The organism is Microbacterium testaceum StLB037 (genome assembly GCF_900104345.1).
Classification (GTDB): Bacteria; Actinomycetota; Actinomycetes; order Actinomycetales; family Microbacteriaceae; genus Microbacterium; species Microbacterium testaceum_A.
Genome location: NZ_FNJN01000007.1, coordinates 68,081 through 91,734, shown reverse-complemented (window position 1 = coordinate 91,734; position 23,654 = coordinate 68,081). Strand labels below are relative to the sequence as shown.

25 protein-coding genes are annotated in these 23,654 nt (G+C 69.5%); 10 read left to right on the top strand and 15 right to left on the bottom strand.

Annotated elements, in window-relative coordinates; translation table 11 throughout:
- Positions 1 to 6: 6 nt before the first annotated feature.
- The 6 genes from BLS25_RS14595 to BLS25_RS14570 all read right to left on the bottom strand — a co-directional run bounded on the left by BLS25_RS14595 (position 7) and on the right by BLS25_RS14570 (position 5,743).
- Positions 7 to 1,551 carry a DNA polymerase Y family protein gene (locus BLS25_RS14595; protein ID WP_074696664.1) on the bottom strand — a complete coding sequence of 515 codons (1,545 nt, stop codon included), beginning with the start codon at positions 1,549 to 1,551 and terminating at the stop codon, positions 7 to 9.
- Entirely contained in the window at positions 1,551 to 2,279 is a 729-nt protein-coding gene (locus tag BLS25_RS14590; protein WP_371129343.1) for a hypothetical protein, read from the bottom strand. Before BLS25_RS14590 ends, BLS25_RS14595 begins: the two co-directional genes overlap by 1 nt.
- A 144-nt stretch (positions 2,280 to 2,423) precedes the next feature.
- The gene (locus BLS25_RS14585) at positions 2,424 to 2,981 is read right to left on the bottom strand and encodes a cysteine hydrolase family protein (RefSeq protein WP_074696663.1); all 558 of its coding nucleotides are present in this window, start codon (positions 2,979 to 2,981) and stop codon (positions 2,424 to 2,426) included.
- Between the two features lie 67 nt (positions 2,982 to 3,048).
- The gene (locus BLS25_RS14580) at positions 3,049 to 3,546 is read right to left on the bottom strand and encodes an HNH endonuclease (RefSeq protein WP_056229154.1); all 498 of its coding nucleotides are present in this window, start codon (positions 3,544 to 3,546) and stop codon (positions 3,049 to 3,051) included.
- 338 nt (positions 3,547 to 3,884) lie between these two features.
- The gene (locus BLS25_RS14575; RefSeq protein WP_074696661.1) at positions 3,885 to 4,805 is read right to left on the bottom strand and encodes a M23 family metallopeptidase; all 921 of its coding nucleotides are present in this window, start codon (positions 4,803 to 4,805) and stop codon (positions 3,885 to 3,887) included.
- A gap of 239 nt (positions 4,806 to 5,044) precedes the next feature.
- Positions 5,045 to 5,743 (bottom strand): iron-dependent transcriptional repressor DtxR, encoded by a 699-nt coding sequence (locus BLS25_RS14570; protein WP_074696659.1) that lies wholly within the window; start codon positions 5,741 to 5,743, stop codon positions 5,045 to 5,047.
- A 99-nt stretch (positions 5,744 to 5,842) separates the two neighbouring features.
- Between BLS25_RS14570 and serC the strand changes: the two genes are divergently transcribed.
- A complete protein-coding gene (gene serC / locus BLS25_RS14565; RefSeq protein WP_074696657.1) occupies positions 5,843 to 6,964 on the top strand; it encodes a phosphoserine transaminase in 1,122 nt (373 codons plus the stop codon).
- A 59-nt stretch (positions 6,965 to 7,023) separates the two neighbouring features.
- On the opposite strand, the gene BLS25_RS14560 is transcribed toward serC, so the two are convergent.
- Positions 7,024 to 7,614 (bottom strand): DUF3027 domain-containing protein, encoded by a 591-nt coding sequence (locus BLS25_RS14560; RefSeq protein WP_074696655.1) that lies wholly within the window; start codon positions 7,612 to 7,614, stop codon positions 7,024 to 7,026.
- Positions 7,598 to 7,981 (bottom strand): cold-shock protein, encoded by a 384-nt coding sequence (locus BLS25_RS14555; RefSeq protein ID WP_056229171.1) that lies wholly within the window; start codon positions 7,979 to 7,981, stop codon positions 7,598 to 7,600. Before BLS25_RS14555 ends, BLS25_RS14560 begins: the two co-directional genes overlap by 17 nt.
- Positions 7,982 to 8,087: 106 nt before the next feature.
- Here BLS25_RS14555 and BLS25_RS14550 point away from each other — a divergent pair, with 106 nt between their 5' ends.
- From BLS25_RS14550 to BLS25_RS14530, 5 genes are all read left to right on the top strand, one after another.
- Positions 8,088 to 8,366 carry a hypothetical protein gene (locus BLS25_RS14550; RefSeq protein WP_056229175.1) on the top strand — a complete coding sequence of 93 codons (279 nt, stop codon included), beginning with the start codon at positions 8,088 to 8,090 and terminating at the stop codon, positions 8,364 to 8,366.
- A 4-nt stretch (positions 8,367 to 8,370) separates the two neighbouring features.
- Positions 8,371 to 10,092, top strand: coding sequence for a helicase-associated domain-containing protein (locus tag BLS25_RS14545; RefSeq protein WP_074696653.1), 1,722 nt, complete (start codon positions 8,371 to 8,373; stop codon positions 10,090 to 10,092).
- 47 nt (positions 10,093 to 10,139) lie between these two features.
- Positions 10,140 to 11,789, top strand: a complete 1,650-nt coding sequence (locus BLS25_RS14540; RefSeq protein WP_074696651.1) for a DNA repair helicase XPB — start codon at positions 10,140 to 10,142, stop codon at positions 11,787 to 11,789.
- 69 nt (positions 11,790 to 11,858) lie between these two features.
- A complete protein-coding gene (locus BLS25_RS14535; RefSeq protein WP_055838218.1) occupies positions 11,859 to 12,551 on the top strand; it encodes a response regulator transcription factor in 693 nt (230 codons plus the stop codon).
- Between the two features lie 134 nt (positions 12,552 to 12,685).
- On the top strand, positions 12,686 to 14,365 hold the full coding sequence (locus BLS25_RS14530) for a sensor histidine kinase (RefSeq protein WP_056229852.1): 1,680 nt from the start codon (positions 12,686 to 12,688) through the stop codon (positions 14,363 to 14,365).
- Positions 14,366 to 14,514: 149 nt separating this feature from the next.
- Here BLS25_RS14530 and BLS25_RS14525 read toward each other — a convergent pair whose 3' ends face one another.
- The 6 genes from BLS25_RS14525 to BLS25_RS14500 form a co-directional block, all read right to left on the bottom strand.
- Positions 14,515 to 14,823 carry a hypothetical protein gene (locus tag BLS25_RS14525; RefSeq protein WP_074696649.1) on the bottom strand — a complete coding sequence of 103 codons (309 nt, stop codon included), beginning with the start codon at positions 14,821 to 14,823 and terminating at the stop codon, positions 14,515 to 14,517.
- A gap of 237 nt (positions 14,824 to 15,060) precedes the next feature.
- Positions 15,061 to 16,680: a chaperonin GroEL gene (groL, locus tag BLS25_RS14520; RefSeq protein WP_074696647.1), complete on the bottom strand. Its 1,620-nt coding sequence runs from the start codon at positions 16,678 to 16,680 to the stop codon at positions 15,061 to 15,063.
- Positions 16,681 to 16,850: 170 nt separating this feature from the next.
- Positions 16,851 to 17,051, bottom strand: a complete 201-nt coding sequence (locus BLS25_RS14515) for a cold-shock protein (protein WP_056229192.1) — start codon at positions 17,049 to 17,051, stop codon at positions 16,851 to 16,853.
- A 131-nt stretch (positions 17,052 to 17,182) separates the two neighbouring features.
- A complete protein-coding gene (locus BLS25_RS14510; protein ID WP_056229195.1) occupies positions 17,183 to 17,785 on the bottom strand; it encodes a LytR C-terminal domain-containing protein in 603 nt (200 codons plus the stop codon).
- Between the two features lie 35 nt (positions 17,786 to 17,820).
- Positions 17,821 to 18,075 carry a DUF3263 domain-containing protein gene (locus BLS25_RS14505; protein WP_056229201.1) on the bottom strand — a complete coding sequence of 85 codons (255 nt, stop codon included), beginning with the start codon at positions 18,073 to 18,075 and terminating at the stop codon, positions 17,821 to 17,823.
- Between the two features lie 9 nt (positions 18,076 to 18,084).
- Positions 18,085 to 19,074, bottom strand: a complete 990-nt coding sequence (locus BLS25_RS14500; protein ID WP_056229204.1) for a DUF2332 family protein — start codon at positions 19,072 to 19,074, stop codon at positions 18,085 to 18,087.
- 72 nt (positions 19,075 to 19,146) lie between these two features.
- Between BLS25_RS14500 and msrB the strand changes: the two genes are divergently transcribed.
- Complete coding sequence (gene msrB / locus BLS25_RS14495; RefSeq protein WP_056229208.1) at positions 19,147 to 19,566, top strand: peptide-methionine (R)-S-oxide reductase MsrB; 420 nt, start codon at positions 19,147 to 19,149, stop codon at positions 19,564 to 19,566.
- Positions 19,563 to 20,132: a nitroreductase family protein gene (locus tag BLS25_RS14490; RefSeq protein ID WP_256335601.1), complete on the top strand. Its 570-nt coding sequence runs from the start codon at positions 19,563 to 19,565 to the stop codon at positions 20,130 to 20,132. The genes msrB and BLS25_RS14490 overlap by 4 nt, the downstream gene beginning before the upstream one ends.
- Positions 20,133 to 20,192: 60 nt before the next feature.
- On the opposite strand, the gene BLS25_RS14485 is transcribed toward BLS25_RS14490, so the two are convergent.
- A complete protein-coding gene (locus tag BLS25_RS14485) occupies positions 20,193 to 21,134 on the bottom strand; it encodes a DMT family transporter (protein ID WP_176786385.1) in 942 nt (313 codons plus the stop codon).
- Between the two features lie 138 nt (positions 21,135 to 21,272).
- Between BLS25_RS14485 and BLS25_RS14480 the strand changes: the two genes are divergently transcribed.
- Both BLS25_RS14480 and BLS25_RS14475 read left to right on the top strand, forming a co-directional pair.
- Complete coding sequence (locus BLS25_RS14480) at positions 21,273 to 23,159, top strand: amylosucrase (protein ID WP_081349874.1); 1,887 nt, start codon at positions 21,273 to 21,275, stop codon at positions 23,157 to 23,159.
- A gap of 3 nt (positions 23,160 to 23,162) precedes the next feature.
- Positions 23,163 to 23,444: a hypothetical protein gene (locus tag BLS25_RS14475; protein WP_074696645.1), complete on the top strand. Its 282-nt coding sequence runs from the start codon at positions 23,163 to 23,165 to the stop codon at positions 23,442 to 23,444.
- The last annotated feature ends 210 nt before the right edge of the window (positions 23,445 to 23,654 follow it).

Genomic DNA, 23,654 nt, shown 5'->3' with positions numbered 1-23,654 from the left:
GGAGCCTCAGTCATAGCGTCCCTCTGCTCTCCACTCGCCCTCTTCGACCACCAGCAACCAGGCACCCCCATCGGTGTCGACCACCTGGAACCGGTGAGCCTTGCGCGCCCGCAGGGCATCCCACCCCCGCTCGCTGATCGGCCACGGACCCGCCCACTCGCTGATGCGGCGTCGCTGCCCGGCGGTCTCGAGGACGGCCGGCGGAGCGCTCAGCACGTCGCGTTCGCCTACTGTGACCGGCGCACCGGCGATGTCGGTGACCCCCACCAGACGCGGCTCCGGATAGACGGTGGCGGGCAGAGGGTCGGGGAGGCTGCCCGGCCACGGCCGCGTCCGCACCTTCTCGGCGATCGCCCGATCACCCCACGGCACGAGCACCTGACGCTCGGTGAGCCAGCGTCCGCCACCGATCGTGGGGGTCACAACGCCGCGGTGGCCGAGCATCGCCTGGACGCGAGAGAGAGCGTGATGCACCCGCTCGTCGGGTCCGGCCCCGAACAGCCCCTTGGCATGGTGCGCTGCGGCGTCGACGGCCTCCGGCTCGATGTGCACCCCCGCGACCCCGCTACCGAAGATGCCCTGCGCGTCTTCGGCGAGCTGCCAGCGCACGCGGTCGACCACCCCGGCGGCGTCGAACGAACCGGGGTGCAGCCACACGCGCTCGCTGCGTTCGCCCCGTTCACCCGTGAGCACGACGCGCAGCTCGGTGCACACCAGATCGTGCACGCCGAGCTGGGCGATGAACTCCTCGGCGGCGACACGCATGCCGAAAGCGACCTGGTCGGCGAGCTCGAGAGGCGGTTCGAACGCGACGTCGCGGTGCAACTCGGGAGGGGGTGTCCGCGGCTGGACCGGCTGCGAATCGAGTCCCCCGGCGAGGGCGTGCAGGCGAACCCCCCTCTCGCCGAACCGTTCCCGCACCCGCTCGACCTGGAGTCCCGCCAGCTCGCCCAGGGTGTGCACTCCCAGTCGAGACAGCAGGCTGCCGAACTCGGCGTCGTCGAGAGTCGCGATCGACAGGGGCGCGAGGAAGGCCCCGGCCCCACCGGGCTCGACGATGCGGACGGGGTCGTCATCAGGTGCCGTCCGAGCCGCCTGCTCCGCGGTGAACACCCCGTCGGCGACACTCGCGCGCACGCCCCCGAACCCGTCGTCGTCGAGCTGCCGGATCAGCATGCGCGCAGCCTCGACCTCACCGCCGTAATAGCGCGCCGGTCCTCGTGCGCGGAGGGCGCAGAGACCGGGCCGGACGACCTGAACGCCGGGAGCGCGCTCCTCGATCCGGGCGACGACCGGGGCGAATGCTCGTGCATCTCGCACGGGATCGGCCGGCACCATCTGCAGTCCCGGGCACAGCGCCTGCGCATCGCGGCGCTTCTGTCCGCGGCGCACGCCCTGCGCCCGGGCGGCCCACGAGCAGGCGACGACGACATTGTGGGAGAACACCGCCACCGCGGCATCCGGCCGAGGAGGGCTCACCGCCTCGTTCGAGAACGCCGTGATGGGCCAGTCGGGGAACCACAGCACGAGGCTGCGCGTGGGGGCCTGCATCATCCCACCGCCCGCACCGGGAAGGCATCGCGCTCGCGCGGAACCAGTCGCTCCGCCGGAGCACCCAGCAGCTCGATCGTCCCGTCTGCGGCGGGCAGCAGCATGCGCGCGCGTCGGGCGTTCGGCGAGCGTCGGCTGGTCACGGACACGGTCAGCTCACGCCCGGCGAGGTACCCGTGTCCGTGGCCGAGCCCCGACCACCGCGGATCGGCGACATCGATCACCGCCTCGGCCTGGGGCCAGGCTCCCTGTACGAGCAGGACCGAACCGCGATCGCGTAACCGCGCGGCCAGTCTCGTGGTCTCGGCGCCTCCGCGGGCGGCCGTCGACCCCGAGGGAGGGCGCACCGCCACCACGGGCAGCACTTCGGTGATCGTCGCCGTCACGGCGAGCCATCGGGGACCCGGGTCGGGGATGAACACGAGTCGATCGAGGTCGAGACCGTACTTCTCGGCGGCCTCGGCTCCGAGCTCGGGCATGCCGATCACCCCGCACCACGCGCCGTCCTGCGAGGGTCGCGCCATGAGCGCCAGCAGAAGAGACGCCGAGCGGGCCAGCGCGTATGCCGACCCCGACCGCAATCCCCCACCGGGCAGCAGCGAAGAGAAAGCCGGATGCGTCGGCAGGACCGGTGCGTCCATGCGCCGCCCCTGCATGCGCTCGAGGCGATCGCGCAGCGCATGGATGTCGGGTACGGCCTGTACCTGGTCTCTCACGATCGCCCTCACTCCCACAGGTTAGAACATCTGTTCGATGACCTCAATCCCTGTGGGTCGAAGATACGATCGACCTCCGACATTGGGCGGACAGCCCCGATCGCGCGCCCGGCAGAGCGCACCGGCTCCCCCGCGTCCCGCCGGTGACAGCCCCGCTCAGACCAGATCGGCCGTCGCCGCGATCCGCGCGAATCCCCCCTGCTGCAGCACGATGGCGGTGTTCGCCATGAGCTCCGCCGCCGTGCGGGTGACGGTACCGAGCCCCGCGACCTCCCCGGTCAGGTCGAAGGTGCGCGTGGCATCCAGGACGACCGTCACGTCGTAGCCGAGGTTGCCCGCCATCCGTGCCGTCGTCTCGACGCACATGTTCGTCTGGATGCCGCAGATCACCAGTTCCCGGATGCCGCGCTCGTGCAACCACGCGTACAGATCGGGGTCTCCGTAGAACGCCGAGTTGACGCTCTTCGAGACGACGAGAGCGGCGGGAGCAGCGGCGACCGCGTCGACGAGCCCGTTGCCCTCAGCATCCGGGTGAAGGGGGGAACCGACGGACGCCGACTCATGGCGCACCACGACGATCGGCTCGTCGTCACGACGCCACGCATTGATCAGCGCCGCGACATGCGCCTCGCACTCCGGATTCGCGGTCGGACCCCAGAACGAGAGGTCGTCGAAACCCCGCTGCATGTCGATGACGAGAAGAGCACGAGTCATGCCCCCATCCCATCACCCGGAACGCCTCACCCACCACACGCGCGCAGAAGGATCCCGGATGCCGGTCTCACGCGGCCAACGCCAGGTACGGCTCCCACCGCGGATCGCTCTTGTCCACACCGCGCACCGTCCACGACGACCCCCTCGGAGGCGCCGGGACGAGCCGCAGCTCCCACCGCATCTCCTGAGGAGTGCGATCGCCCTTGACGTTGTTACACAGCAGGCAGCACGCCACGAGGTTCTCCCACGTGTCCTTGCCGCCGCGCGAACGGGGCAGCACGTGATCGATCGTCGACGCGGCCTTGCCGCAGTATCCGCAACGGTGGGCGTCGCGGCGCAGGACCCCTCGACGGGTGACCGGCACCTGGCGGGCCCCCGGAACCCGCACGTAACGGGTCAGGATGATCACCGCCGGGCGATCGTAGGTTCCGTGGGCGGCCCAGACCGGGTCTTCGTCGATGCTCTCGACGACGGTGGCCTTGTCGTTCATCACGAGCACGAGGGCTCGCTTGAACGACACGACCGCGAGGGGCTCGTAGCCCGCGTTCAGCACCAGTGTGCGCATTTCTCGTCCTCTCGAATGGCCGAGACGGCTTCTCGGATGTTCGACTCGCGACGACGGAAGGTGCGAAAGGGTATGAAAAAGGCGCTGTCTAGGCAGACAGCGCCTGGGAGGTCACGGTGAAACCGCGGCATCCGAACACACGATGCCGAAGAACGAGCAGCCCGAGCGCATCCATGGTGCGGATGCGCGGACTGGTGTTCATCGGTATGTCCCTTCGGTTCTTCCGACGTCGCTGACAGGCTAACCCACTGCGACACGCCCGGGGTCGGCCGCGGAGGGAAACAAGAAGCGGCGTGTCGGAGAACGATGTCCTCCGGCACGCCGCCTCGTGTGGAATATCAGCCGGCGTTCTGCTGCAGCCACGCGTAGGGATCGACGACCGAGCCGTTGATGTGCACCTCGAAGTGGAGGTGGTTGGCGGTCGAGCTGCCCGTCGAGCCGACCAGGCCGATGAGCTGGCCCGGGGCGACGGTCTGTCCGGCCTGCACCTGGCGGCTGCCGTACGTCATGTGACCGTACGTGGTCGAGACCTTCTGACCGTTGATGACGTGCTCGATCACGATGGCGACACCGTAGCCGCCGTAGCTCTCCTGCGAGACGCTGACGACTCCGCCGGCCGCGGCGAAGATGGGCTGTCCGCCGGGGGCGAGGAGGTCGACTCCCTGGTGGTAGCCGGAATCCCACAGGCCACGGCCGAGCGTGTAGCTCGTCAGCGGCCAGCGCACCTCACCCGATCCGGGCGCGGTCATGTTGAGGTCGATCGAGCTCACCGACGTCGACGCCTTCGTGGCGTTGGCGGCCAGCTGACGCGCGCGCTCCGCGGCGGCGGCCGCGGCGGCTTCTTGATCCTTTTTCTTCTGGATCTCGTCGGCGGTGGTGGCGGAGTAGCTGCTGCGGTCGAGGGTCTCGGCGGTGGCGTCCGAGGCCACGACGAGCGACTGGTTGTCGGCGGCCGACATCTGCTGGAGCGTCATGGTCTCGGCGGCCGGCATGGTCGCCGCATACGCGGGGATGGCGACCGTGGCGACGAGCCCGGCGACCATCGAGAGGATGACGGCGCTGCGCAACGGCTTGCCGACGCGACGCGGCGACGAGGCGCTTCGAGCAGGAGCGGTGCGTGCGACGGGTGCGGTCGCGGGGGCCGTGGTCTGCAGGGCGCGACCGGTCGGGCGGGTCACCGCGGCGCGCGCGCTCTTGCGGGTGGGTCCCGTCGCGGCGCCTTCGGGTAGGTCCGCTGCGGGCTCGTTGTGTTCAGCCAAAGTTCCTCCGGCGCCTCTGCGTCTTCGGGGACGCTGGCTCGTCAGCACTCGAATGTGGGGCACGATGTGCGGGCTGGGCCCTGCGCGGACGACGAGCCGATGAGGCAAACCGCGAGGGGTCCGACGGCGGGCTTCTCGCCTGTGGACTTTCTGAGGCTACCCGAAGATAACGAACATGTCACGCTTCAGTAACCGCTCCCAGGCGATGCTCGGCCCGGCACCGTCGAACGCGGCCGCGCTCAGTCCTCGGCGACGAGGAAGATGTGCGAGGCGACCTCGACGGGCAGCTCGAGTCCCTCATCGACGCCGTCCATCTGCACGAGCACGTAGCCCTCGTTGAAGCGGTAGTCGCCGCGGGCACCGGGGAGCACTCCCGCGGCCTTGAGCTGCTGCAGCAGTTCGGGGTCGACCTGCGCGGGCTCGGCGAGGCGGCGGACCGTCCCCGAGATGGGGCCGCCCGCATCGGTGAGCTTGCGGACGAGGCCGACGACACCGTCGTCGAAGGTGACGCTGTTGGCGTCGCCGAGCTGGTCGAGACCCGGGATCGGATTGCCGTACGGCGACTCGGTGGGGTGGCCGAGCAGTTCGACGAGGCGACGCTCCACCTGCTCGCTCATGACGTGCTCCCAGCGGCAGGCCTCATCGTGCACGTACGCCCAGTCGAGACCGATGACGTCGCTCAGCAGGCGCTCGGCGAGCCGGTGCTTGCGCATCACGTCGACGGCCTTCTGCCGACCGTCGTCGGTCAGCTCGAGGCGACGATCTTCGGAGACCACGACGAGACCGTCGCGCTCCATTCGTCCCACGGTCTGCGAGACGGTCGGACCCGAGTGGCCCAGGCGCTCGGAGATCCGCGCGCGCAGCGGCACGATCTTCTCTTCTTCGAGCTCGAGGATCGTGCGCAGGTACATCTCGGTGGTGTCGATCAGATCGGTCATTCAGGTGTCCTCGATGTCGCGCGGCAAGTCATCCCAGCCTACCGACCCCCTCCGACATGAGCGCGGGGCCCACCCGGGGGTGACCCTAGAATCGGTCCCATGTCGCACGTGGAACTGCCCACCGATCTCCTGCCCGCCGACGGTCGCTTCGGGTGCGGCCCTTCGAAGGTGCGCGGCGCGCAGCTCGAGGCCCTCGTCACCCGCGGAGCCTCGATCCTCGGAACCTCGCACCGTCAGGCGCCCGTGAAGAACCTCGTCGCCAGCACGCGCGAGCGTCTGTCGCAGCTGTTCCGTCTGCCCGAGGGCTACGAGATCATCCTCGGCAACGGCGGATCGACCGCCTTCTGGGATGCCGCCGCCTTCGGCCTGATCGAGAAGCGCAGCCAGAACCTCGTCTTCGGCGAGTTCGGCGGCAAGTTCGCGTCGGCCGCCGCGGCTCCCTGGTTGCAGGCACCCGACGTGCGCAAGGCCGCACCCGGCACCCGCTCGATCGCCGAGGCCGTCGACGGCGTCGACGTCTACGCCTGGCCGCACAACGAGACCTCGACGGGGGTGTCCGCTCCCGTCCAGCGCGTGAACGCCGACGCCGGCGCACTCACCGTCATCGATGCCACCAGCGCCGCCGGCGGCATCGACCTCGACGTCACGCAGGCTGACGTCTACTACTTCGCGCCCCAGAAGAACCTCGGTTCCGACGGCGGCCTCTGGTACGCGGCCGTGTCGCCCGCCGCGATCGAGCGAATCGAGCGGATCGCGGCATCCGACCGCTACATCCCCGAGTTCCTCAGCCTGAAGAACGCGCTCGACAACTCGCGCCTGCAGCAGACGCTCAACACCCCGGCCCTCGCGACGCTCCTCCTGCTCGACGAGCAGCTCGGGTGGATCCTCGACAACGGCGGCCTGTCGTGGGCGGGCGCCCGGACCGCGGAGTCGTCGACGGCCCTGTACGAGTGGGCCGACGCGAGCGAGGTGGCCACCCCCTTTGTGAGCGACCCCGCCGACCGCTCCCCCGTGGTCGTCACCGTCGACTTCGACGACAGCATCGACGCGGCGGCGATCGCGAAGAGCCTCCGCGCGAACGGGATCGTCGACACCGAGCCGTATCGCAAGCTCGGACGCAACCAGCTTCGCGTGGCGACCTTCGTGTCGATCGAGCCCGACGACGTGCGTCGCCTCATCGGTGCGATCGACTACACGATCGAGCACCTGCCACGGGCCTGAGCCCCGGAACGACGAAGGCCGCCCCGCATCAGCGGGGCGGCCTTCGTCGTGAAAGACGTTCAGTAACTGCGTTCGCGCTCGTCGTCGTCGTCGGACTCGTCGTCGTCGGATTCGTCGTCCTCCGCCTCGTCGTCGTCGGCCGGATCGTCCGTGTGCGTCGCGTCCAACTCGTCGATGTCGACGCCGTCGAGGTCTCCCGCGTGGAAGCGCGCCTTCGGCTCCTCGTCGTCGGAGTCGTCCTCGTCATCCGAGTCCTCGTCGTCCGAGTCGTCGTCCGCATCCTCGTCGTCGTCATCGTCGGAATCATCGTCGACGGCGGCCGCCGCCTGTGCCGCCTGGTACTCCGCGAGTCGCGTCGCCCACGGCACCCAGTCGGGAGCGAGCAGCGCGCCGTCACCGGGCAGCAGTTCGACCTCGAGCACGGTCGGTTCGGAATCGTCGACGACGGCGACGCTGACTGTCCAGAACCATCCCGGGTACCCGGCGAGGCGCGTGTGGAACCGCAGCGAAACCGCCCCCTCGTCCTCGGCGGTGTACCCGGCCGCGGGTCCGACGGTGCTTGCGGGGGTGATCTCGTGAAGGGCGGCGAGAGCCAGGTCGTGGGCGCCGATCAGACGCTCATCGACGGGCTGTTCAGGCTTCGAAGTCATCGGCGACCTTGCGCAGGACCGCGGCGATCTTCTGGGCGTGCGGGCCGTTGGGGTAGCGACCGCGTCGCAGGTCGCCGCCGATGCCGTCGAGCAGCTTGACGAGATCCTCGACGATGATCGCCATGTCGTCCGCGGGCTTGCGCGATCGCTTCGACAGGCTCACGGGGGCGTCGAGAACGCGCACCGAGAGGGCCTGGAGGCCCCGCTTGCCGTCGGCCACGCCGAACTCGAGGCGCGTCCCGGCCTTGGGTCCGGGGGCTCCGGCGGGCAGGGCGGTGGCGTGCAGGAACACGTCCTGGCCGTCATCGGTGACGATGAAGCCGAAGCCCTTCTCGTCGTCGTAGAACCTGACCTTGCCGGTGGGCATGGACACCTCGCTGGATGAGTGCGCGCAAGCGCGGCGGAACGCGGGAGCCGATCGGATCCCGGTCTTCCAGCCTACGGCACCTCCGCCAGGCAGTAGGCTGAGCCCGATGAGCACCCGCACCTCCGGTGGCAGCACACCGGGCGACGACGTCCCCGTCCGCCGCATCGACCGCATTCTCGCGTTCATGTCGCTGGGCCTGCTCGCGCTGTCGATCGTGTGCTTCTTCGCCATCATCATCGGCTCGAGTTCCGGAGCCGACATGGGTTCGGGGGTGTGGCCCGTCATCGGCCTGCTCGTCTACATCGCCCCGCCCGTGGCCTTCGCGTGCCTGCTGGCCGTGCTGATCATGAGCTTCGTCCGAAGGGCCCGGGCCAACAAGGCCTGACGACGTGCCCGAGACCTCCGCACAACGCGCACTGGCGGTCTCGTTGAGCGCGCGCAGCGACGCCGACCTCGCCCGCCTCTTCGCCGAACGCAGCATCTCCCCCTCGAGCACCTGGCGGGACATGTTCGACGCCGCCGAGGCGCTCCTCGACACGGCCTCGATCGCCCGCGGCCTGCCCGCTCTCAACCGCGACGAAGCCGCGGCTCTGCTCGATGCGGAGCACCCCGCACCCGCCGGAGTCCGCGAGCAGTTGGCATCCCATGCCCTCGTCGGAGAGGACGGACTCCCCTTCCCGTCCGTGTTCGAGACGGCGCGCGAGATCCTGCCCTCGGGGATCCCGGATGCCGTTGCCCCGCGCCGCGCGACGTCGACGCCCGAGAGCACGGGGGCCGCCTCCGAGGCGGTGTTCACCAACGCGGCATCCGTCGCCGACATCCTCATGCAGACCCTCGATGCCCCGCTCGGGCGCATCGGCTCCGGATCGCTCGGAGCCACCGAGAGACGTCGCCTCGTCGATGCCGGTGCCGTCACGACCGCGGCCGAGGCGGACCTCCTCGTGGGGCTCGCCGCCGACGTGGGCCTGCTCGGCACGAACGACCGCGCGTGGCTCGTGTCTCCGGCCGGGCGCGAATGGCTGCGACTGCCGACCCTCGAGCGCTGGCAGCGCACCGCCGAGGCTTTGCGCGACGCCCTTCCGCGGGCCTACCGCTCGTCCGACGGCGGCTGGATCCCCACCGAGCAGTGGGCCCAGGCGACGCCCTTCGACCTCGAGGGACCCGACCGTGCCGCCCTCTGGATCAAACGTCTCGTGCGGTGGGGTCTTCTCGACGCCGCCGGTCACGCGACGCCGTGGGCACGCCCCCTGGCGGAGGGCGGTGACGTCGACACCTCGGCGCTGCGCGAGCTCCTGCCTCCCGAGGTCGATCGCGTGTACCTGCAGAACGACCTCACGGCGATCGCGCCCGGGCCGCTGGCCCCTCACCTGGACGTGCGGCTGCGGTCGATGGCCGCCCGCGAATCGCGCGCCCAGGCCTCGAGCTATCGCTTCAGCGCCGCCACCATCGGCGCGGCGATCACGGCGGGAGAGACCGCCGACTCGCTGCGCGAGTTCCTCACCGGGATCTCGCTCACCGGTCTCCCCCAGCCTCTGGCGTACGTCATCGAGCGCACCGCCGCCGAGCACGGACGCGTGCGGGTGACCACCGATGCCGCCTCGCATCTCACCCGTGTCATGACCGACGACGAGACGCTCCTGCGGTCGATGGAGGTCGATCAGTCGCTCCGCTCGATCGCCCTCACGCGCACGGACGACGAGCTGGTCTCCCATGTCTCGGCCGACGTCGTGTTCTGGGCGCTGACCGACGCGCACTACCCGGCGGTCGCCGTCGACGCCGACGGACGTCCCCGCGCACTCGAACGTGCGAAGCTAGCGGCCCCCGCCTCACCCGAAACCGCCCCCGCCGACACCTACGCCGACCTCATCGAGCGCCTGCGGACGGGAGCGGAGGACTCGGATGCCGCGTGGCTCGAGCGCGAGCTCGACCAGGCGGTGCGCGCTCGCTCGGTCATCGACGTCACGGTGCGCCTGCCCGACGGTTCGGCGCGCGTCTTCCGGCTCGAAGCGACGGGTCTCGGCGGAGGTCGACTGCGCGGTCGCGATCGCGGCGCCGACGTCGAACGCACCCTGCCCCTGTCGCACATCGACGGGGTCGCACCCGTCGAGTGACGGCCGCGCACGCCCCGCCCTCCCCGACCCCGGTAGACTCGAACGCTATGGCTGACGGCCCCCTCATCGTGCAGAGCGACCGCACCGTACTCCTCGAGGTCGCGCACCCCCAGGCAGAGACGGCGCGGCATGAGCTCGCGGTCTTCGCCGAGCTCGAGCGCGCACCCGAGCACATCCACACGTACCGCATCACCCGCCTGGGCCTCTGGAACGCTCGAGCGGCCGGTCACGACGCCGAGTCCATGCTCGACACCCTCGACCGGTGGTCGCGCTTCCCCGTGCCCGCCTCGGTCAGCACCGACATCCGCGAATCCGTCAACCGTTACGGGCGTCTCGTCATCGAGCGCAACGACGACGGGGAGCTCGTCCTGCGCTCCTCCGATGCCGCCGTCCTCAGCGAGGTCTCGCGCAACAAGCGCATCGCCCCGCTGCTGATCGGTCGTCCGAGCGACGACAGCTTCCTGGTCGACGCGTGGGCACGCGGCCACATCAAGCAGGAGCTGCTGAAGATCGGCTGGCCCGCCGAAGACCTCGCCGGGTACACCCCCGGCACCCCGCACCCGATCGATCTGGCCGAAGACGGGTGGAGCCTGCGCCCCTACCAGCGTCAGGCGGTCGAATCCTTCTCGGAGGGCGGCTCCGGTGTCGTGGTGCTCCCCTGCGGGGCGGGCAAGACGCTGGTGGGTGCGGGAGCCATGGCGGACACCCGGACCACCACCCTGATCCTCGTCACCAACACCGTCAGCGCCCGTCAGTGGCGCGACGAGCTGCTGCGCCGCACGAGTCTGACCCCCGACGAGATCGGCGAGTACTCCGGCCAGGTCAAGGAGATCAAGCCGGTCACCATCGCGACGTACCAGATCCTCACCGCCAAGCGGAAAGGCCAGTACGCCCACCTCGCCCTCCTCGATGCCCTCGACTGGGGCCTGGTGCTGTACGACGAGGTGCACCTGCTCCCGGCTCCCGTGTTCAAGCTCACGGCCGACCTGCAGGCCCGCCGCCGCCTCGGCCTCACGGCGACACTCGTGCGCGAGGACGGTCGCGAGGGCGATGTCTTCAGCCTCATCGGTCCGAAGCGCTTCGACGCCCCGTGGAAGGAGATCGAGGCTCAGGGCTTCATCTCTCCCGCGGCCTGCTACGAGGTGCGCATCGACCTCCCCGCCGACGAGCGGCTCGAATACGCCGCCGCCGCCGACGAGGACCGGTACCGTCTCGCGGCCACCGCCCCCGCCAAGATCGAGGTCGCGCGCCGGCTCGTCGAACGGCATCCGGGCGAGAGGATCCTCGTGATCGGACAGTACCTCGATCAGATCGACGAGTTGGCGGAAGCGTTGAACGCCCCGCAGATCACCGGCGCCACGCCGATCCCCGAGCGCGAAGAGCTCTTCCAGGGGTTCCGCGACGGATCGATCCCGTTGCTGGTGGTGTCCAAGGTCGCCAATTTCTCGGTCGACCTTCCCGAGGCGTCGGTCGCCATCCAGGTGTCGGGGTCGTTCGGCTCGCGCCAAGAAGAGGCCCAGCGGCTCGGTCGCCTGCTCCGTCCGAAGCAGTCGAACCACACCGCGAGCTTCTACACCCTCATCGCCCGCGACACCGTGGACCAGGATTTCGCCCAGAATCGCCAGCGATTCCTGGCCGAGCAAGGGTACGCCTACACGATTCTGGATGCCGACGGAATCGACGCAGAAGCGGCCTGACGCATACCAGCACGCGGCTTTCCGTTCCATATCCAGCACATTGCTGGGTCAGATCACGATAATGAGGGCATGACAGCTCCTCGCATCCTCGTCGTGGACGACGAACCGAACATCCGCGACCTGCTCATCACGAGCCTGCGTTTCGCCGGGTTCCAGGTGCGAGCCGTGGCCAACGGCGCGCAGACGATCTCGGCCGTGCTCGAAGAGGAACCCGACCTCATCGTGCTCGACGTGATGCTCCCCGACATGAACGGGTTCAGCGTCACCAAGCGTCTGCGCGGCGCCGGCTACACCGCTCCGATCCTGTTCCTCACCGCCAAGGACGAGACCGAGGACAAGATCATGGGCCTGAACGCGGGAGGCGACGACTACGTCACCAAGCCGTTCAGCCTCGACGAGATCGTCGCTCGCATCCAGGCGATCCTGCGTCGCACGATGCAGGCCGACGAGGAGTCGATCATCCGCACCGGTGAGCTGACGATGGACCAGGACACGCACGACGTCAGTGTCGGCGACGTCTCGATCGACCTCAGCCCCACCGAGTTCAAGCTCCTGCGCTACCTCATGCTCAACCCGAACCGCGTGCTGTCGAAGGCGCAGATCCTCGACCACGTCTGGGAGTACGACTTCAACGGCGACGCGGGCATCGTCGAGAGCTACATCTCGTACCTGCGGCGCAAGATCGACCCGCACTCCTCCGAGCCGCTCATCCAGACCAAGCGCGGCTTCGGCTACATGCTGAAGTCGGGCAAGACCGCCTGAGAGAAGGCGTCCTCCTGTCGCATTCCGACGATTCGCTCACGCGCTGGTGGCGCGGGCTGAGCCTGCGTACCAAGGTCACCGGCGTCACCGTCGCGCTCCTCGCCATCGGGTTGTTCACCGCGGGCATCGGAACCATGGTGTTCCTACGCACCACCCTGGTGAACAACCTCGACGAGCAGCTCGCTCAGCAGGCCGCCGGAAGCATCGCGAACAGCATCTTCACCACCGCGCCCGTCGACGGCCGCGTCGTCTTCTCGCAGGTCGACAACGCACCGCAGATCGGGTCGATGGTGGTCGTCTACGGTCCCGACGGTCAGCGCGAGGCGTTCTACAACGGCACGTCGACGACCGCCCTCCCCGACATCCCGTCGACCTTCACGGTCGAGCAGACCTACAGCCAGATCGATCGACGCATCGACCTCGAGTCGCCCGAGTCGGGGCAGCACTTCCTCGCCCGCGTCGGGGTGCTGCAGGTGCCGGGAAATCCCGGCGTCTACACCCAGATGGTGATCCAGCCGCTGGCCCCGACGGATCGGATCGTCGCGGCCTACATCGGCATATACGCCTTCGTGGCCTTGCTCATCCTCATCGCGACGGCTCTGCTCACGCGCTGGCTCGTCACCCTCGCCTTCCGCAACCTGCGGCAGGTCGAGACGACAGCCATGGACATCGCGGCGGGAGACTTCAGTCAGCGCTTGACCGACATCGTCCCCGACACCGAGGTGGGTCGGCTCAAGACGGCCATCAACGCGATGCTCGCTCGGATCGATGGAGCCCTCGGGCAACGGGATGCCACCGTGCGGCAGATGCGTCGATTCATCGGCGACGCCAGCCACGAACTCCGCACTCCCCTCGTGACCATGCGCGGCTACGCGGAGCTGTACCGCATGGGTGCGATCCGTTCCGACGAGGACGTCGCTCAGTCGATGGAGCGCATCGAGAAGGAGGCGATCCGGATGGGCGCCCTGGTCGAGGATCTTCTGGCCCTCGCCCGCCTCGACGAGCGTCGTGACGTCACGATCATCGCCCTCGATCTGCGCCCGATCGCCCGCGATGCCGCCCTCGACCTGCGCGTGACCTCCCCTCAGCGCGAGGTGACCGTCGACGACACCACCTCGCGCGACGAGCTGGTGCTTCCCACGATCACCCTCGACCCGCTGCTGGACTCCGGTGGACGACCTGCGAGCGGCACCGGTCGACGCCGCACCGCCCCCACCACGTCGGCGATGGCGATCGCGGGCGCGACCCTGTCCCGGTTGCGGCGTCGGTCGAAGGACGGCGCAGAGCCCACGGCATCCTCCTCTTCCGAAGGCGAGCCCGCGCAGGGCACGCCCCCCCTCGGTGTCGTCCGGCCCGTTCCGCGTCTCGCCCCCATCGTCATGGGCGACGAGAACAAGGTGCGTCAGGTCGTCGCGAACCTGCTCGGCAATGCCCGCCGCTTCACCGCCGAGGACTCCCCCATCGGTCTGCGCGTCGGCGTCGACGCCGAGAGCGACATGGGCTGGATCGAGATCATCGACCACGGCGAGGGAGTGCCCGAGCAGATCCGCGAGCAGATCTTCCAGCGCTTCTGGCGCGCCGACACCTCGCGCACCCGAGAGACCGGCGGCTCGGGTCTGGGCCTGTCGATCGTGGCATCCATCGTCGACCTCCTGCACGGCACGGTCGATGTGCGCGACACCCCCGGGGGCGGAGCGACCTTCCGTGTCTCCCTTCCCCTCGCTGATCGTCGCGACGCCCAGGAGCACGCACTCATCGAGACGCAGCCCCTCGAACGCCTCCCCGAGAACTACCGACCCGAGAACGACGCTTGATCAAGCGGGGTTCGCCCCGGAGGCCGGATCGCGATCACGGTTGCTCGCGCCCTTCTGCTCCTCAGACTCCCGGAACCGGCGCTCCACCCCGTGGCTGTCGATAACGGCTTGAGCGGTCTCTTGCGCGTCAGCGCGTGGTCTTTCCACCCTCACCTGAGGTTGAGGAACCCCCACCTCCACGCGATGGCGCGCACTGCCTGCTCGGACAGGCCCGGGAATAGCGCCCTGAGCTTTTCATAAAGCCGTTCCCTCAACCCGTCATCGGAAGGCGCCACCTCTCCCGGTGTGATCGCCTCCGATCGTACGAGGGTCTGAACGATCATCGAGGTGAGTTCGAGCCCCTCGTTCGCATGCGCTTTCCTGACCGCGGATATCTCATCGAGAGGGAAGGGTGAGCGGTCTTCGCCGATGTAGCGCACGATCGCGTCGCTGACGAGGGAGTCATCGAGGGAAGACATGACCAACCTCCTGCGTCACGGCGCCGTGACCCGCGATGGCTCGATCCGAGCGATGGCCGCCTCGGCTTCACGAGAGGAGAAGAGGTCTGTCACTCGGGTGAAAGTAGTCCCCGAGTCCATGGCCCGCGTCAAAGATGTGAGAAATCTCACCCTCCCTCCGGTGTCACCCCGCCCCTGCCCCGAAACGAAGAACGCCCCCTCCCGGAGGAAGGGGGCGTTCTCAGGCGTCAGCGTGGATCAGAAGTCCATGCCACCCGTCGGGTCGCCCGCGGGAGCGGCGGCCTTCTCGGGCTTGTCGGCGACGACGACCTCGGTGGTGAGGAAGAGGCCGGCGATCGACGCGGCGTTCTGCAGAGCGGAGCGGGTGACCTTGGCCGGGTCGATGATGCCCTGTGCGAACAGGTCGCCGTACTCGCCGGTCGCGGCGTTGAGGCCGTGGCCCACGGGGAGCTCGGCGACCTTGTTCGCAACAACACCGGGCTCGAGACCGGCGTTGAGCGCGATCTGCTTGAGCGGGGCCTCGATGGCGACGCGCACGATGTTCGCGCCCGTGGCCTCGTCACCCGTGAGCTCGAGGTTGGCGAGAGCGTTCTTGCCGGCCTGGATGAGCGCGACGCCACCACCGGCGACGACACCCTCTTCCACAGCGGCCTTGGCGTTGCGCACGGCGTCTTCGATGCGGTGCTTGCGCTCCTTGAGCTCGACCTCGGTCGCGGCTCCGGCCTTGATGACGGCGACGCCACCGGCGAGCTTCGCGAGGCGCTCCTGGAGCTTCTCGCGGTCGTAGTCGCTGTCGGTGTTCTCGATCTCGCGGCGGATCTGGGTCACGCGACCCTCGATCAGCTCCGACTCACCGGCACCCTCGACGATCGTGGTCTCGTCCTTGGTGATGATGACCTTGCGGGCACGGCCGAGCAGGTCGACGGTCGCGTTCTCGAGCTTGAGGCCCACCTCTTCGGTGATGACCTGGCCACCGGTGAGGATCGCGATGTCCTGCAGCTGAGCCTTGCGGCGGTCGCCGAAGCCGGGAGCCTTGACGGCGACCGACTTGAAGATGCCGCGGATCTTGTTGAGCACGAGCGTCGCGAGGGCTTCGCCCTCGACGTCCTCGGCGATGATGAGGAGCTCCTTGCCCTCCTGGATCACCTTGTCGACGATCGGCAGAAGGTCCTTGATGTTGGAGATCTTCTGGTTGGCGATCAGGATGTACGGGTCTTCGAAGACCGCTTCCTGACGCTCGGGGTCGGTGACGAAGTAGGGGTTGATGTACCCCTTGTCGAAGCGCATGCCCTCGGTGAGCTCGAGCTCGGTGCCGAAGGTGTTGCTCTCTTCGACGGTGACGACGCCTTCCTTGCCCACCTTGTCGATGGCCTCGGCGATGAGCTCGCCGATCGCGGGGTCGGCGGCGGAGATCGACGCGGTGGCGGCGATCTGCTCCTTGGACTCGACCTCCTTGGCGGAGGCGAGCAGCTCGTCGGTGACGGCCTTGACGGCCTTCTCGATGCCCTTCTTGAGCGAGATGGGGTCGGCGCCGGCGGCGACGTTGCGCAGGCCCTCGCGCACGAGCGCCTGGGCGAGAACGGTGGCGGTGGTGGTGCCGTCACCCGCGACATCGTCGGTCTTCTTGGCGACCTCCTTGACCAGCTCTGCGCCGATCTTCTCGTAGGGGTCGTCGAGCTCGATCTCCTTGGCGATCGAGACACCGTCGTTCGTGATCGTGGGGGCGCCCCACTTCTTCTCGAGCACGACGTTGCGACCGCGGGGGCCCAGGGTCACCTTGACGGCGTCGGCGAGAGTGTTGAGGCCGCGCTCGAGACCGCGCCGGGCCTCTTCGTCGAAAGCGATGATCTTTGCCATAAGTGTGTCGTCCCTCCCGGACGGGTGACTTGCAGATTTTGGCACTCGACGAAAGCGAGTGCTAACTCATTCTGGCACTCGCCCCTGGGGAGTGCAAGCCGCGCACCGTCCCGGAAACACCGAACGCCGCGGCATCCGGAACTCGGATGCCGCGGCGTTCTGATCAGCGCTCAGGCCAGTCGCACGGACTCCGCCTGGGGGCCCTTCTGACCGGTGCCGACGGTGAATTCGACGGCCTGCCCCTCCTCGAGGACGCGGAAGCCCGACATCTCGATGCTCGAGTAGTGGACGAAAACGTCCTGCCCGTCATCGACCGTGATGAAGCCGAAGCCCTTCTCGGCGTTGAACCATTTGACAGTGCCCTGCGTCATGCGAATCTCCTGTTGCTGAACGACGAGGTCATCGTAAGCACGGGGGGCGCCACCGAATCGGGGTTCGGGAGCATTGTTGACGCGCGTGCATCCAAGTTGTTACTCCGCGGAAACACGCGGCCCGCGACCTGTCAGGATGAGGGCGAGGCGGACGGCTGACCGGATGCCCGGTCGAGGCCGATCACGACGATCAGACGCTTGACGTTGCTCTCGTCGTCGGGGGTGTTCGGGTCATCGGTGGGCTGCAGGAAGTCGCTCTGCGCGACCTGCGCGCCACCGATCGTCTGAGCCAGCCCCTCGGCCGCCGCCTCATCGCTGTCGAGACGGTAGTAGATGGTCGTGTCAGCGAAGTCGGTGCTGTCGGAGTTGCCGGTCTCGACGGTGTCGCCGCTCCACCCCGCCGCCACGATCTGGTCGCGGACGGAGGCGGCGAGACCGCTGTCGGGCGTGCCGTTGAGCACCACCACCGAGTACGACGTGTCGACCACGGCCGGGGTCGTCGGCTCCGCCGAGGCGATCGGGGTGGGAGCGTCGGCGGGGCCCAGCGAGATACGGCCCGAGACCACGAGCGTCGCGAAGATGCCGGCGATGATCAGCACCAGGGTGGCGATGGCCGCCCACAGGAAGACGATCCACCCGCGCAGACGCGGGTTCTCGGCCCGGTGAGCGCCGACGCGACCGGAGTCGGCCGGGAGGTCGTCGAAGCGATCCCGAGGGAAGGTCGATCTGGCCATTGGACGATGCTATCGGTCGCGTCCGAGCGAACCCGTCAGCGTTCCGCCGTCCGCCCCAGGCGCGCCCGGTGCTGGGCAGCCGCGTCGTCGCGCCGACGGCGCAGTCGACGCACGAGCATGGGGTCGTGCGCGAGGGCCTCGGGGGTGTCGATCAGCCGACCGAGCAGCTGGTAGTACCGGGCGGGCGTCAGTGCGAACTCCGCGCGGATGGCTTCTTCTTTCGCACCCGCGTGGCGGCGCCACTCCCCCTCGAAAGCGAGGAAGGCGAGGTCACGGTCCGACAGGGTCACGCCGTCACGCTACTGCGCCGCCGCCCGCGATTCCGGATGCCACGCCACCCACGCCCCGAGCGGATCGACCTCCGCGAGCACCTCGCCGTCGAGGGCGAGGGCGAACCCGCCGCGCGCGGGCTCCGGACGTCTCGTCCACCCGTCGTGCAGCCCGGGCGCGTCGAGGGTGATCCACCTGCCCGCCGTCCGCGCGGCGTCGATCACCGCGGCGCGATGGACGCGGGGGACGTGCGCGAGCACTCCGGGGGTCGTCACGACGAGCGTCGCCCCGGCCGGAGCGGTCGCGGCGAGCGCGGGAAGCGCCCCGGCCCCATCACCGGCGACGAGGACGGGCGGAGCGGCCGCGGCGATGTCGAGGGCTCGCTCGATGCGCTCGAGGCGCCCCTGTTCGCCCGGCCACACGAGACCCGTGAGCCACGAGCGGTCCTGCTCGCTTCGAGCGTCGAGGGGGCTCAGGTCGATCCCGGCCCGCCAGACGATCTCGGGCATGCGCAGGTCGGGGTGTCCCTCGAGGTCGCTATCGAGCACGACGGAGCTCGGCCCGTCGGCGGGATCGAGCGTGACGAGCTCGCCGCCGCGGCGATACCGGTACGAGTACCGGTCGGGGAAGAGGCATAGCCCCGCGCTCGCTCCCACCTCGAGCAGGGCGATCGGCCCCTCGATCAGCGAAAGCGCCGGCAGCAGGGCGGCGCAGCGCAGAGGCTCGTTGGTCTGAACGCTCCGGCGCCCGCACTCGGCGACGATCGCGTCGGCGTGGTCGAGGGCCCACGAGCTCCACGCGTCGACGTCGTCGAGCGGCGCTCCGAGCAAGCGCATGACCGCGAACACGAGGGGAGGCTGCCGCCGTGTCTCGGGGATGCGCGCGAGCGCCGCGGCCACCGCGGCGTCGTCCGCGACGCGGCGGGCCCACGCCTCGTACACCGCCGAACGGCCGGGGGCTTCGTCTCGCGCGAACCGCCGGTAGCGGTCGACGACGGCGGTCACGGCGTCCTGAGTCACCCGGGAGATTATGCCGTCACGACCTGACCGTCTTCGGGCACGAGAGAATGGAAGCGAAGAAGGAGAGTGAACATGACCTACGCCGTCGACAAGTCCGACGACCAGTGGCGCGCCGAGCTCAGCCCCGAGCAGTACGCGGTGCTCCGCCAGGCGGGAACCGAGCGCGCCTGGACCGGTGAGCTGCTCGATGAGAGCCGTGCCGGCTTCTACACCTGCGCCGCCTGCGGGAACGAGCTGTTCCAGAGCGGCACCAAGTTCGACTCGCACTGCGGGTGGCCGAGCTTCTACGAGTCGGTCCGTCCCGAGGCCGTCGAGCTGCTCGAGGACAACAGCCACGGTATGCAGCGCACCGAGGTCCGCTGCGCGAACTGCGGCTCGCACCTGGGTCACGTCTTCCCCGACGGATTCGGCACGCCCACCGGCGACCGCTACTGCATGAACTCGCTGTCGCTGAACTTCACCCCCGCCGACTCCCCCGTCGACGAGGCATGAGCGCGCTCGAGGCGATGCGCGACCGCCGGTCGTGGTCGAAGGTCACCGACCTCGCCCCCACCGGCCCCGAGCTCGAGACGTTCGTCGCCGCGGCCGGTCGCGTCGCCGATCACAAGAGCCTGCGTCCGTGGCGGCTCATCGAGATCCGCGGCGCCGATCGCGACGTGCTCGCGCGAGCTCTGAACAAGGCCGACGGCAAGAAGGGGCACTCGTCGAAGCCCCGCCGCGCTCCGCTGATCATCGCGGTCGTCGCCGACCTCAGCTCGAAGAAGATCCCCGCGTGGGAGCAGGAGGCCGTGGCATCCGGGGTCGCCCACATGCTCAGCCTCGTGCTCGACGAGGCGGGCTTCGGCGTGTTCTGGCGCACGGACGACAACACCCGCAGCAAGGTGCTCGCGAAGGCCCACGGGCTCGCTAAAGGCGAGGTCCTGCTCGGCTGGCTGTACGTCGGCGGGAAGCCCCCGCGGACCCGCGCCGCTCGACGAAAGACCGTGGATGCCGCGAAGCACCTGTCGCGCATGCCCGGAGGCTCGAAGAAGCGCACGGTCGACGAGACGCGTCTCTGACCTTCCTCCGATCGACGCCGCCGTGGGACAGCCGTCCCCGGCGGCGTCGTCGTTTCGCGGTCAGCGGCGGCGGCGCCTCCACGGCACGGCGGCGACGGCCACCCCGGCGATGGCCACGGCTGCGGCGAGCAGCGCCACCGGAGTGGAGGGGGCGGCCGGGGCCGGCCAGAGCGCGTCGAGTAGCACCGAGGTCGTGAGAAGACCGACCACCGACCCGAGGCCGAGGAGCAACACCCCCGTCCGGCGTACGACGACGGACGACAAGAAGATGTAGATCACGCCCACCGCCCCGCCGAGGTAGAGCCACGGCTCGGTCGGGATGGTGCGCGGAGCCCCCACGAGGCCGACGTGCACACCCGCGGCGATCACGAGGACCACCGTCCCGCCGATGAAGTTCACCAGCGTCGCGGTGAGCGGGCTCTCGACGCGCACGCGCAGGCGCCCGTTGGTGCCCTGCTGCCAGGCCACACCCGCGCCCGCGATCGCGGGGACGACCAGCATCCACAGCGGAACCCCGCCGAGCGCGTCGCCAGAGAGGCACACGACGACTCCGGCGATGGCGAGCAGAGCGCCGACCAGACGGCGGACCGTCACCGGTACGACCCCGGCGGGCCCGTAGCCGATGCGGTCGAGCACCATTCCCCCGGTGGTCTGACCCGCGACGAAACCGACCGTGAAGAGTGCCACGCCGATCGTCGCGACCGTCAGCCCCTGGCTCGCGACGGTGAACGCCCCGACCAGACCCCCGAGCAGCATCCAGGGCGGGATGGTTCGGGTCCGGATGCCGGCGACCAGGCGACCGAACCCGCGTCGGCCCCCGGGAATCAGGGCGGACAGGACGACGAGGATCACGAGTCCGGAGCTGAACGAGACCGCTGCCGCGACGAAGCCGTCGCCGATCTCCGCCCCGAGGGTGCCGTTGATACGCGCCTGCAGCGCGGTGAGGGCGCCGATGAGCACCGCTCCCCCGACGGCCACGCCGACCGTTCCCCGCTCCGCCACGGCTCTCCCCTCGCGCCCCCACGCGGGAGCCACCGTCGATCGTACGACGCGGGGTCGGGCCACCCTGCCCTCGCCTCCGGGCCGGCGGCGGCACGTCGCTGTCGACCGCTGACCCCCGGATGCGTCAGGCTGTGATCCGTGACCCAGCTCCACCCCGGCTCCGACGACGTCTCGCGCCTGATCGACGACCTCCGCGCGGCCGACACCGACCGCGAGTTCCTCACACATGCCGAGCAGCACCTTCCGCGCCTGCACGATCTGTTCACGCGGCTGTACGGCGAGCGTCCCGACGGCCTCGAGCGTCTGGCATCCGTCGTTGATCTCGCACGCACGTCGTGGCTGGCGCGTCCCCGGACGCTGAAGGCCCTGGACCGCGAACGCGAGAGCGCACCCGGCTGGTTCGAGAGCGAGGGCATGCTCGGGGGCGTCTGCTACGTCGACCGGTACGCGGGCGGACTCCACGGCATCCGGGAATCGATCCCGTACTTCCGCGAGCTGGGTCTCACCTACCTGCACCTCATGCCGCTGTTCGAAAGCCCCGAGGGCAACAGTGACGGGGGCTACGCGGTGTCCAGCTATCGGCGCGTGAACCCCGCGCTGGGAACGATGGACGAGCTGGCCGCCCTCGCGACCGAGCTGCGCCGGGCGGGGATCTCGCTCGTGGTCGACTTCATCTTCAACCACACGAGCAACGAGCACGAGTGGGCGCAGAAGGCCCTCGCGGGCGAGGCGGGGTACGAGGACTTCTACCTGATCTTCCCCGACCGCGAGATGCCCGACGCCTACGAGCGGACCACGCGCGAGATCTTCCCCGACGATCACCCGGGTTCCTTCGTCCAGCTCGACGACGGCCGCTGGATCTGGGCGACGTTCTACCACTTCCAGTGGGACCTCAACTACGCCAACCCCGCTGTCTTCGAGGCGATGGCGGGCGAGATGCTCTTCCTCGCCAACCAGGGCGTCGAGATCCTCCGCATGGATGCCGTGGCCTTCATCTGGAAACAGCTCGGCACCACCTGCGAGTCCCTCCCCGAGGCGCACCTGCTGCTGCAGGCTTTCAACGCGGTCCTGCGCATGGCGGCCCCGGGCCTGCTGTTCAAGTCGGAGGCCATCGTGCACCCCGACGAGGTGATCTCGTACATCTCGCCGGACGAGTGCCAGATCTCGTACAACCCGCTGCAGATGGCCCTCACCTGGGAGGCTCTCGCCACCCGCGACGGCCGCCTCCTGCAGCAGGCGCTCGAGCGCCGCCACGCCCTCCCCGCCGGCACCGCGTGGGTCAACTACGTGCGCAGTCACGACGACATCGGGTGGACCTTCGCCGACGAGGATGCCGCCGAGCTGGGCATCGACGCGTCCCCGCACCGCCGCTTCCTCAACGACTTCTACGTCGGCCGGGCGGAGGGTTCGTTCGCGCGCGGCGTGCCGTTCCAAGAGAACCCGCGCACGGGAGACGCTCGCGTCACGGGAACCACCGCCTCGCTGGCCGGGGTCGAAGCGGGAGACGCCGGGGGCGAAGACCGGGTCGTGCTCGCCCACGCCCTCGCGCTCTCGACAGGGGGCATCCCCCTGCTTTACCTCGGTGACGAGGTCGCCCAGCTGAACGAATACACCTACACCGAACGAGCGGACGAGGCCGACGACAGCCGGTGGGTCAACCGCCCCTTCCGTCCCGCGCAGAACTACGAGGATCGAACGGATGCCGGCACCCCGGCCGGTCGCGTCTTCTCTCGGCTCTCGCGCCTCACCGAGGTCCGCCGGTCGACGCCGGAATTCGCGGGCAACGAACTGATCGCGTTCGGTGCGAACGTGGCATCCGTCGTCTCGTTCCTCCGCCCGGGACGCGAATTCTCGGTCCTGGTGCTGGCGAACGTCGCCGACTCGGCGGTCGAGGTCGACGCCCTGACCCTGTCGGGACTGGTACCGGAGGCGCTCGACCTGGTGTCGTCGCAGCCCGTGTGGCTGGGTGCCGGAATCACCCTCGCGCCTCACGGTGTGCGGTGGCTGCGCGTGCGGATGCGCTGAGTCGTGCCCGAGGACTCCCGTCCCGCACGCAACCACGCGTGGCACCTCGCCGCGCTGGGCGCGGGGGTCGTCGCGATGGCGACCTCGGTCTGGGCACCGCCCGGGCTGATCGGCGATCTTCTCGTCCTGGTGGTCTCGGTCTGCACCCTCCTATTCGCCCTGGACGGAAGCCGCCGCAGGGGGCCCCTTCGCGCCCTCGCCATCGCCGGGGCTCTGCTGGCGGGCCTGGCCATGATCGTCGCGGCGGCGGTGTTCCTCGTCGCTCTGGCGCGGGCCCTGTCGTGAACGCCTCGCACGCCGACCGTGGGAAGGGCAAGGGCCGATCCGCGTCGGGCTGAACGCCTACGGTGAGGCCATGAACGACGCCGAGCTCTCCGCCCTGACCGTCTCCCGCGCCAGGGAGAACGTCCGGAACGGGGGAAAGCCCTTCGCCTGCCTCATCGTGAAAGACGGCGAGATCATCGTCGAGGCGAGGAACGCGCCCTGCCCTCGGAG

What these genes read in the sequence shown, in the direction of transcription:
- BLS25_RS14550 (WP_056229175.1), top strand. Translation starts at nt 8,088, where the DNA reads ATGAGCACCCGCACCTCCGGTGGCAGCACACCGGGCGACGACGTCCCC.
- BLS25_RS14540 (WP_074696651.1), top strand. Translation starts at nt 10,140, where the DNA reads ATGGCTGACGGCCCCCTCATCGTGCAGAGCGACCGCACCGTACTCCTC.
- BLS25_RS14580 (WP_056229154.1), bottom strand. Translation starts at nt 3,546, where the DNA reads ATGCGCACACTGGTGCTGAACGCGGGCTACGAGCCCCTCGCGGTCGTG.
- serC (WP_074696657.1), top strand. Translation starts at nt 5,843, where the DNA reads ATGTCGCACGTGGAACTGCCCACCGATCTCCTGCCCGCCGACGGTCGC.
- BLS25_RS14515 (WP_056229192.1), bottom strand. Translation starts at nt 17,051, where the DNA reads ATGACGCAGGGCACTGTCAAATGGTTCAACGCCGAGAAGGGCTTCGGC.
- BLS25_RS14530 (WP_056229852.1), top strand. Translation starts at nt 12,686, where the DNA reads ATGGTGTTCCTACGCACCACCCTGGTGAACAACCTCGACGAGCAGCTC.
- BLS25_RS14555 (WP_056229171.1), bottom strand. Translation starts at nt 7,981, where the DNA reads ATGCCCACCGGCAAGGTCAGGTTCTACGACGACGAGAAGGGCTTCGGC.
- msrB (WP_056229208.1), top strand. Translation starts at nt 19,147, where the DNA reads ATGACCTACGCCGTCGACAAGTCCGACGACCAGTGGCGCGCCGAGCTC.
- BLS25_RS14510 (WP_056229195.1), bottom strand. Translation starts at nt 17,785, where the DNA reads ATGGCCAGATCGACCTTCCCTCGGGATCGCTTCGACGACCTCCCGGCC.
- BLS25_RS14525 (WP_074696649.1), bottom strand. Translation starts at nt 14,823, where the DNA reads ATGTCTTCCCTCGATGACTCCCTCGTCAGCGACGCGATCGTGCGCTAC.
- BLS25_RS14585 (WP_074696663.1), bottom strand. Translation starts at nt 2,981, where the DNA reads ATGACTCGTGCTCTTCTCGTCATCGACATGCAGCGGGGTTTCGACGAC.
- groL (WP_074696647.1), bottom strand. Translation starts at nt 16,680, where the DNA reads ATGGCAAAGATCATCGCTTTCGACGAAGAGGCCCGGCGCGGTCTCGAG.
- BLS25_RS14595 (WP_074696664.1), bottom strand. Translation starts at nt 1,551, where the DNA reads ATGCAGGCCCCCACGCGCAGCCTCGTGCTGTGGTTCCCCGACTGGCCC.
- BLS25_RS14490 (WP_256335601.1), top strand. Translation starts at nt 19,563, where the DNA reads ATGAGCGCGCTCGAGGCGATGCGCGACCGCCGGTCGTGGTCGAAGGTC.
- BLS25_RS14570 (WP_074696659.1), bottom strand. Translation starts at nt 5,743, where the DNA reads ATGACCGATCTGATCGACACCACCGAGATGTACCTGCGCACGATCCTC.
- BLS25_RS14535 (WP_055838218.1), top strand. Translation starts at nt 11,859, where the DNA reads ATGACAGCTCCTCGCATCCTCGTCGTGGACGACGAACCGAACATCCGC.
- BLS25_RS14560 (WP_074696655.1), bottom strand. Translation starts at nt 7,614, where the DNA reads ATGACTTCGAAGCCTGAACAGCCCGTCGATGAGCGTCTGATCGGCGCC.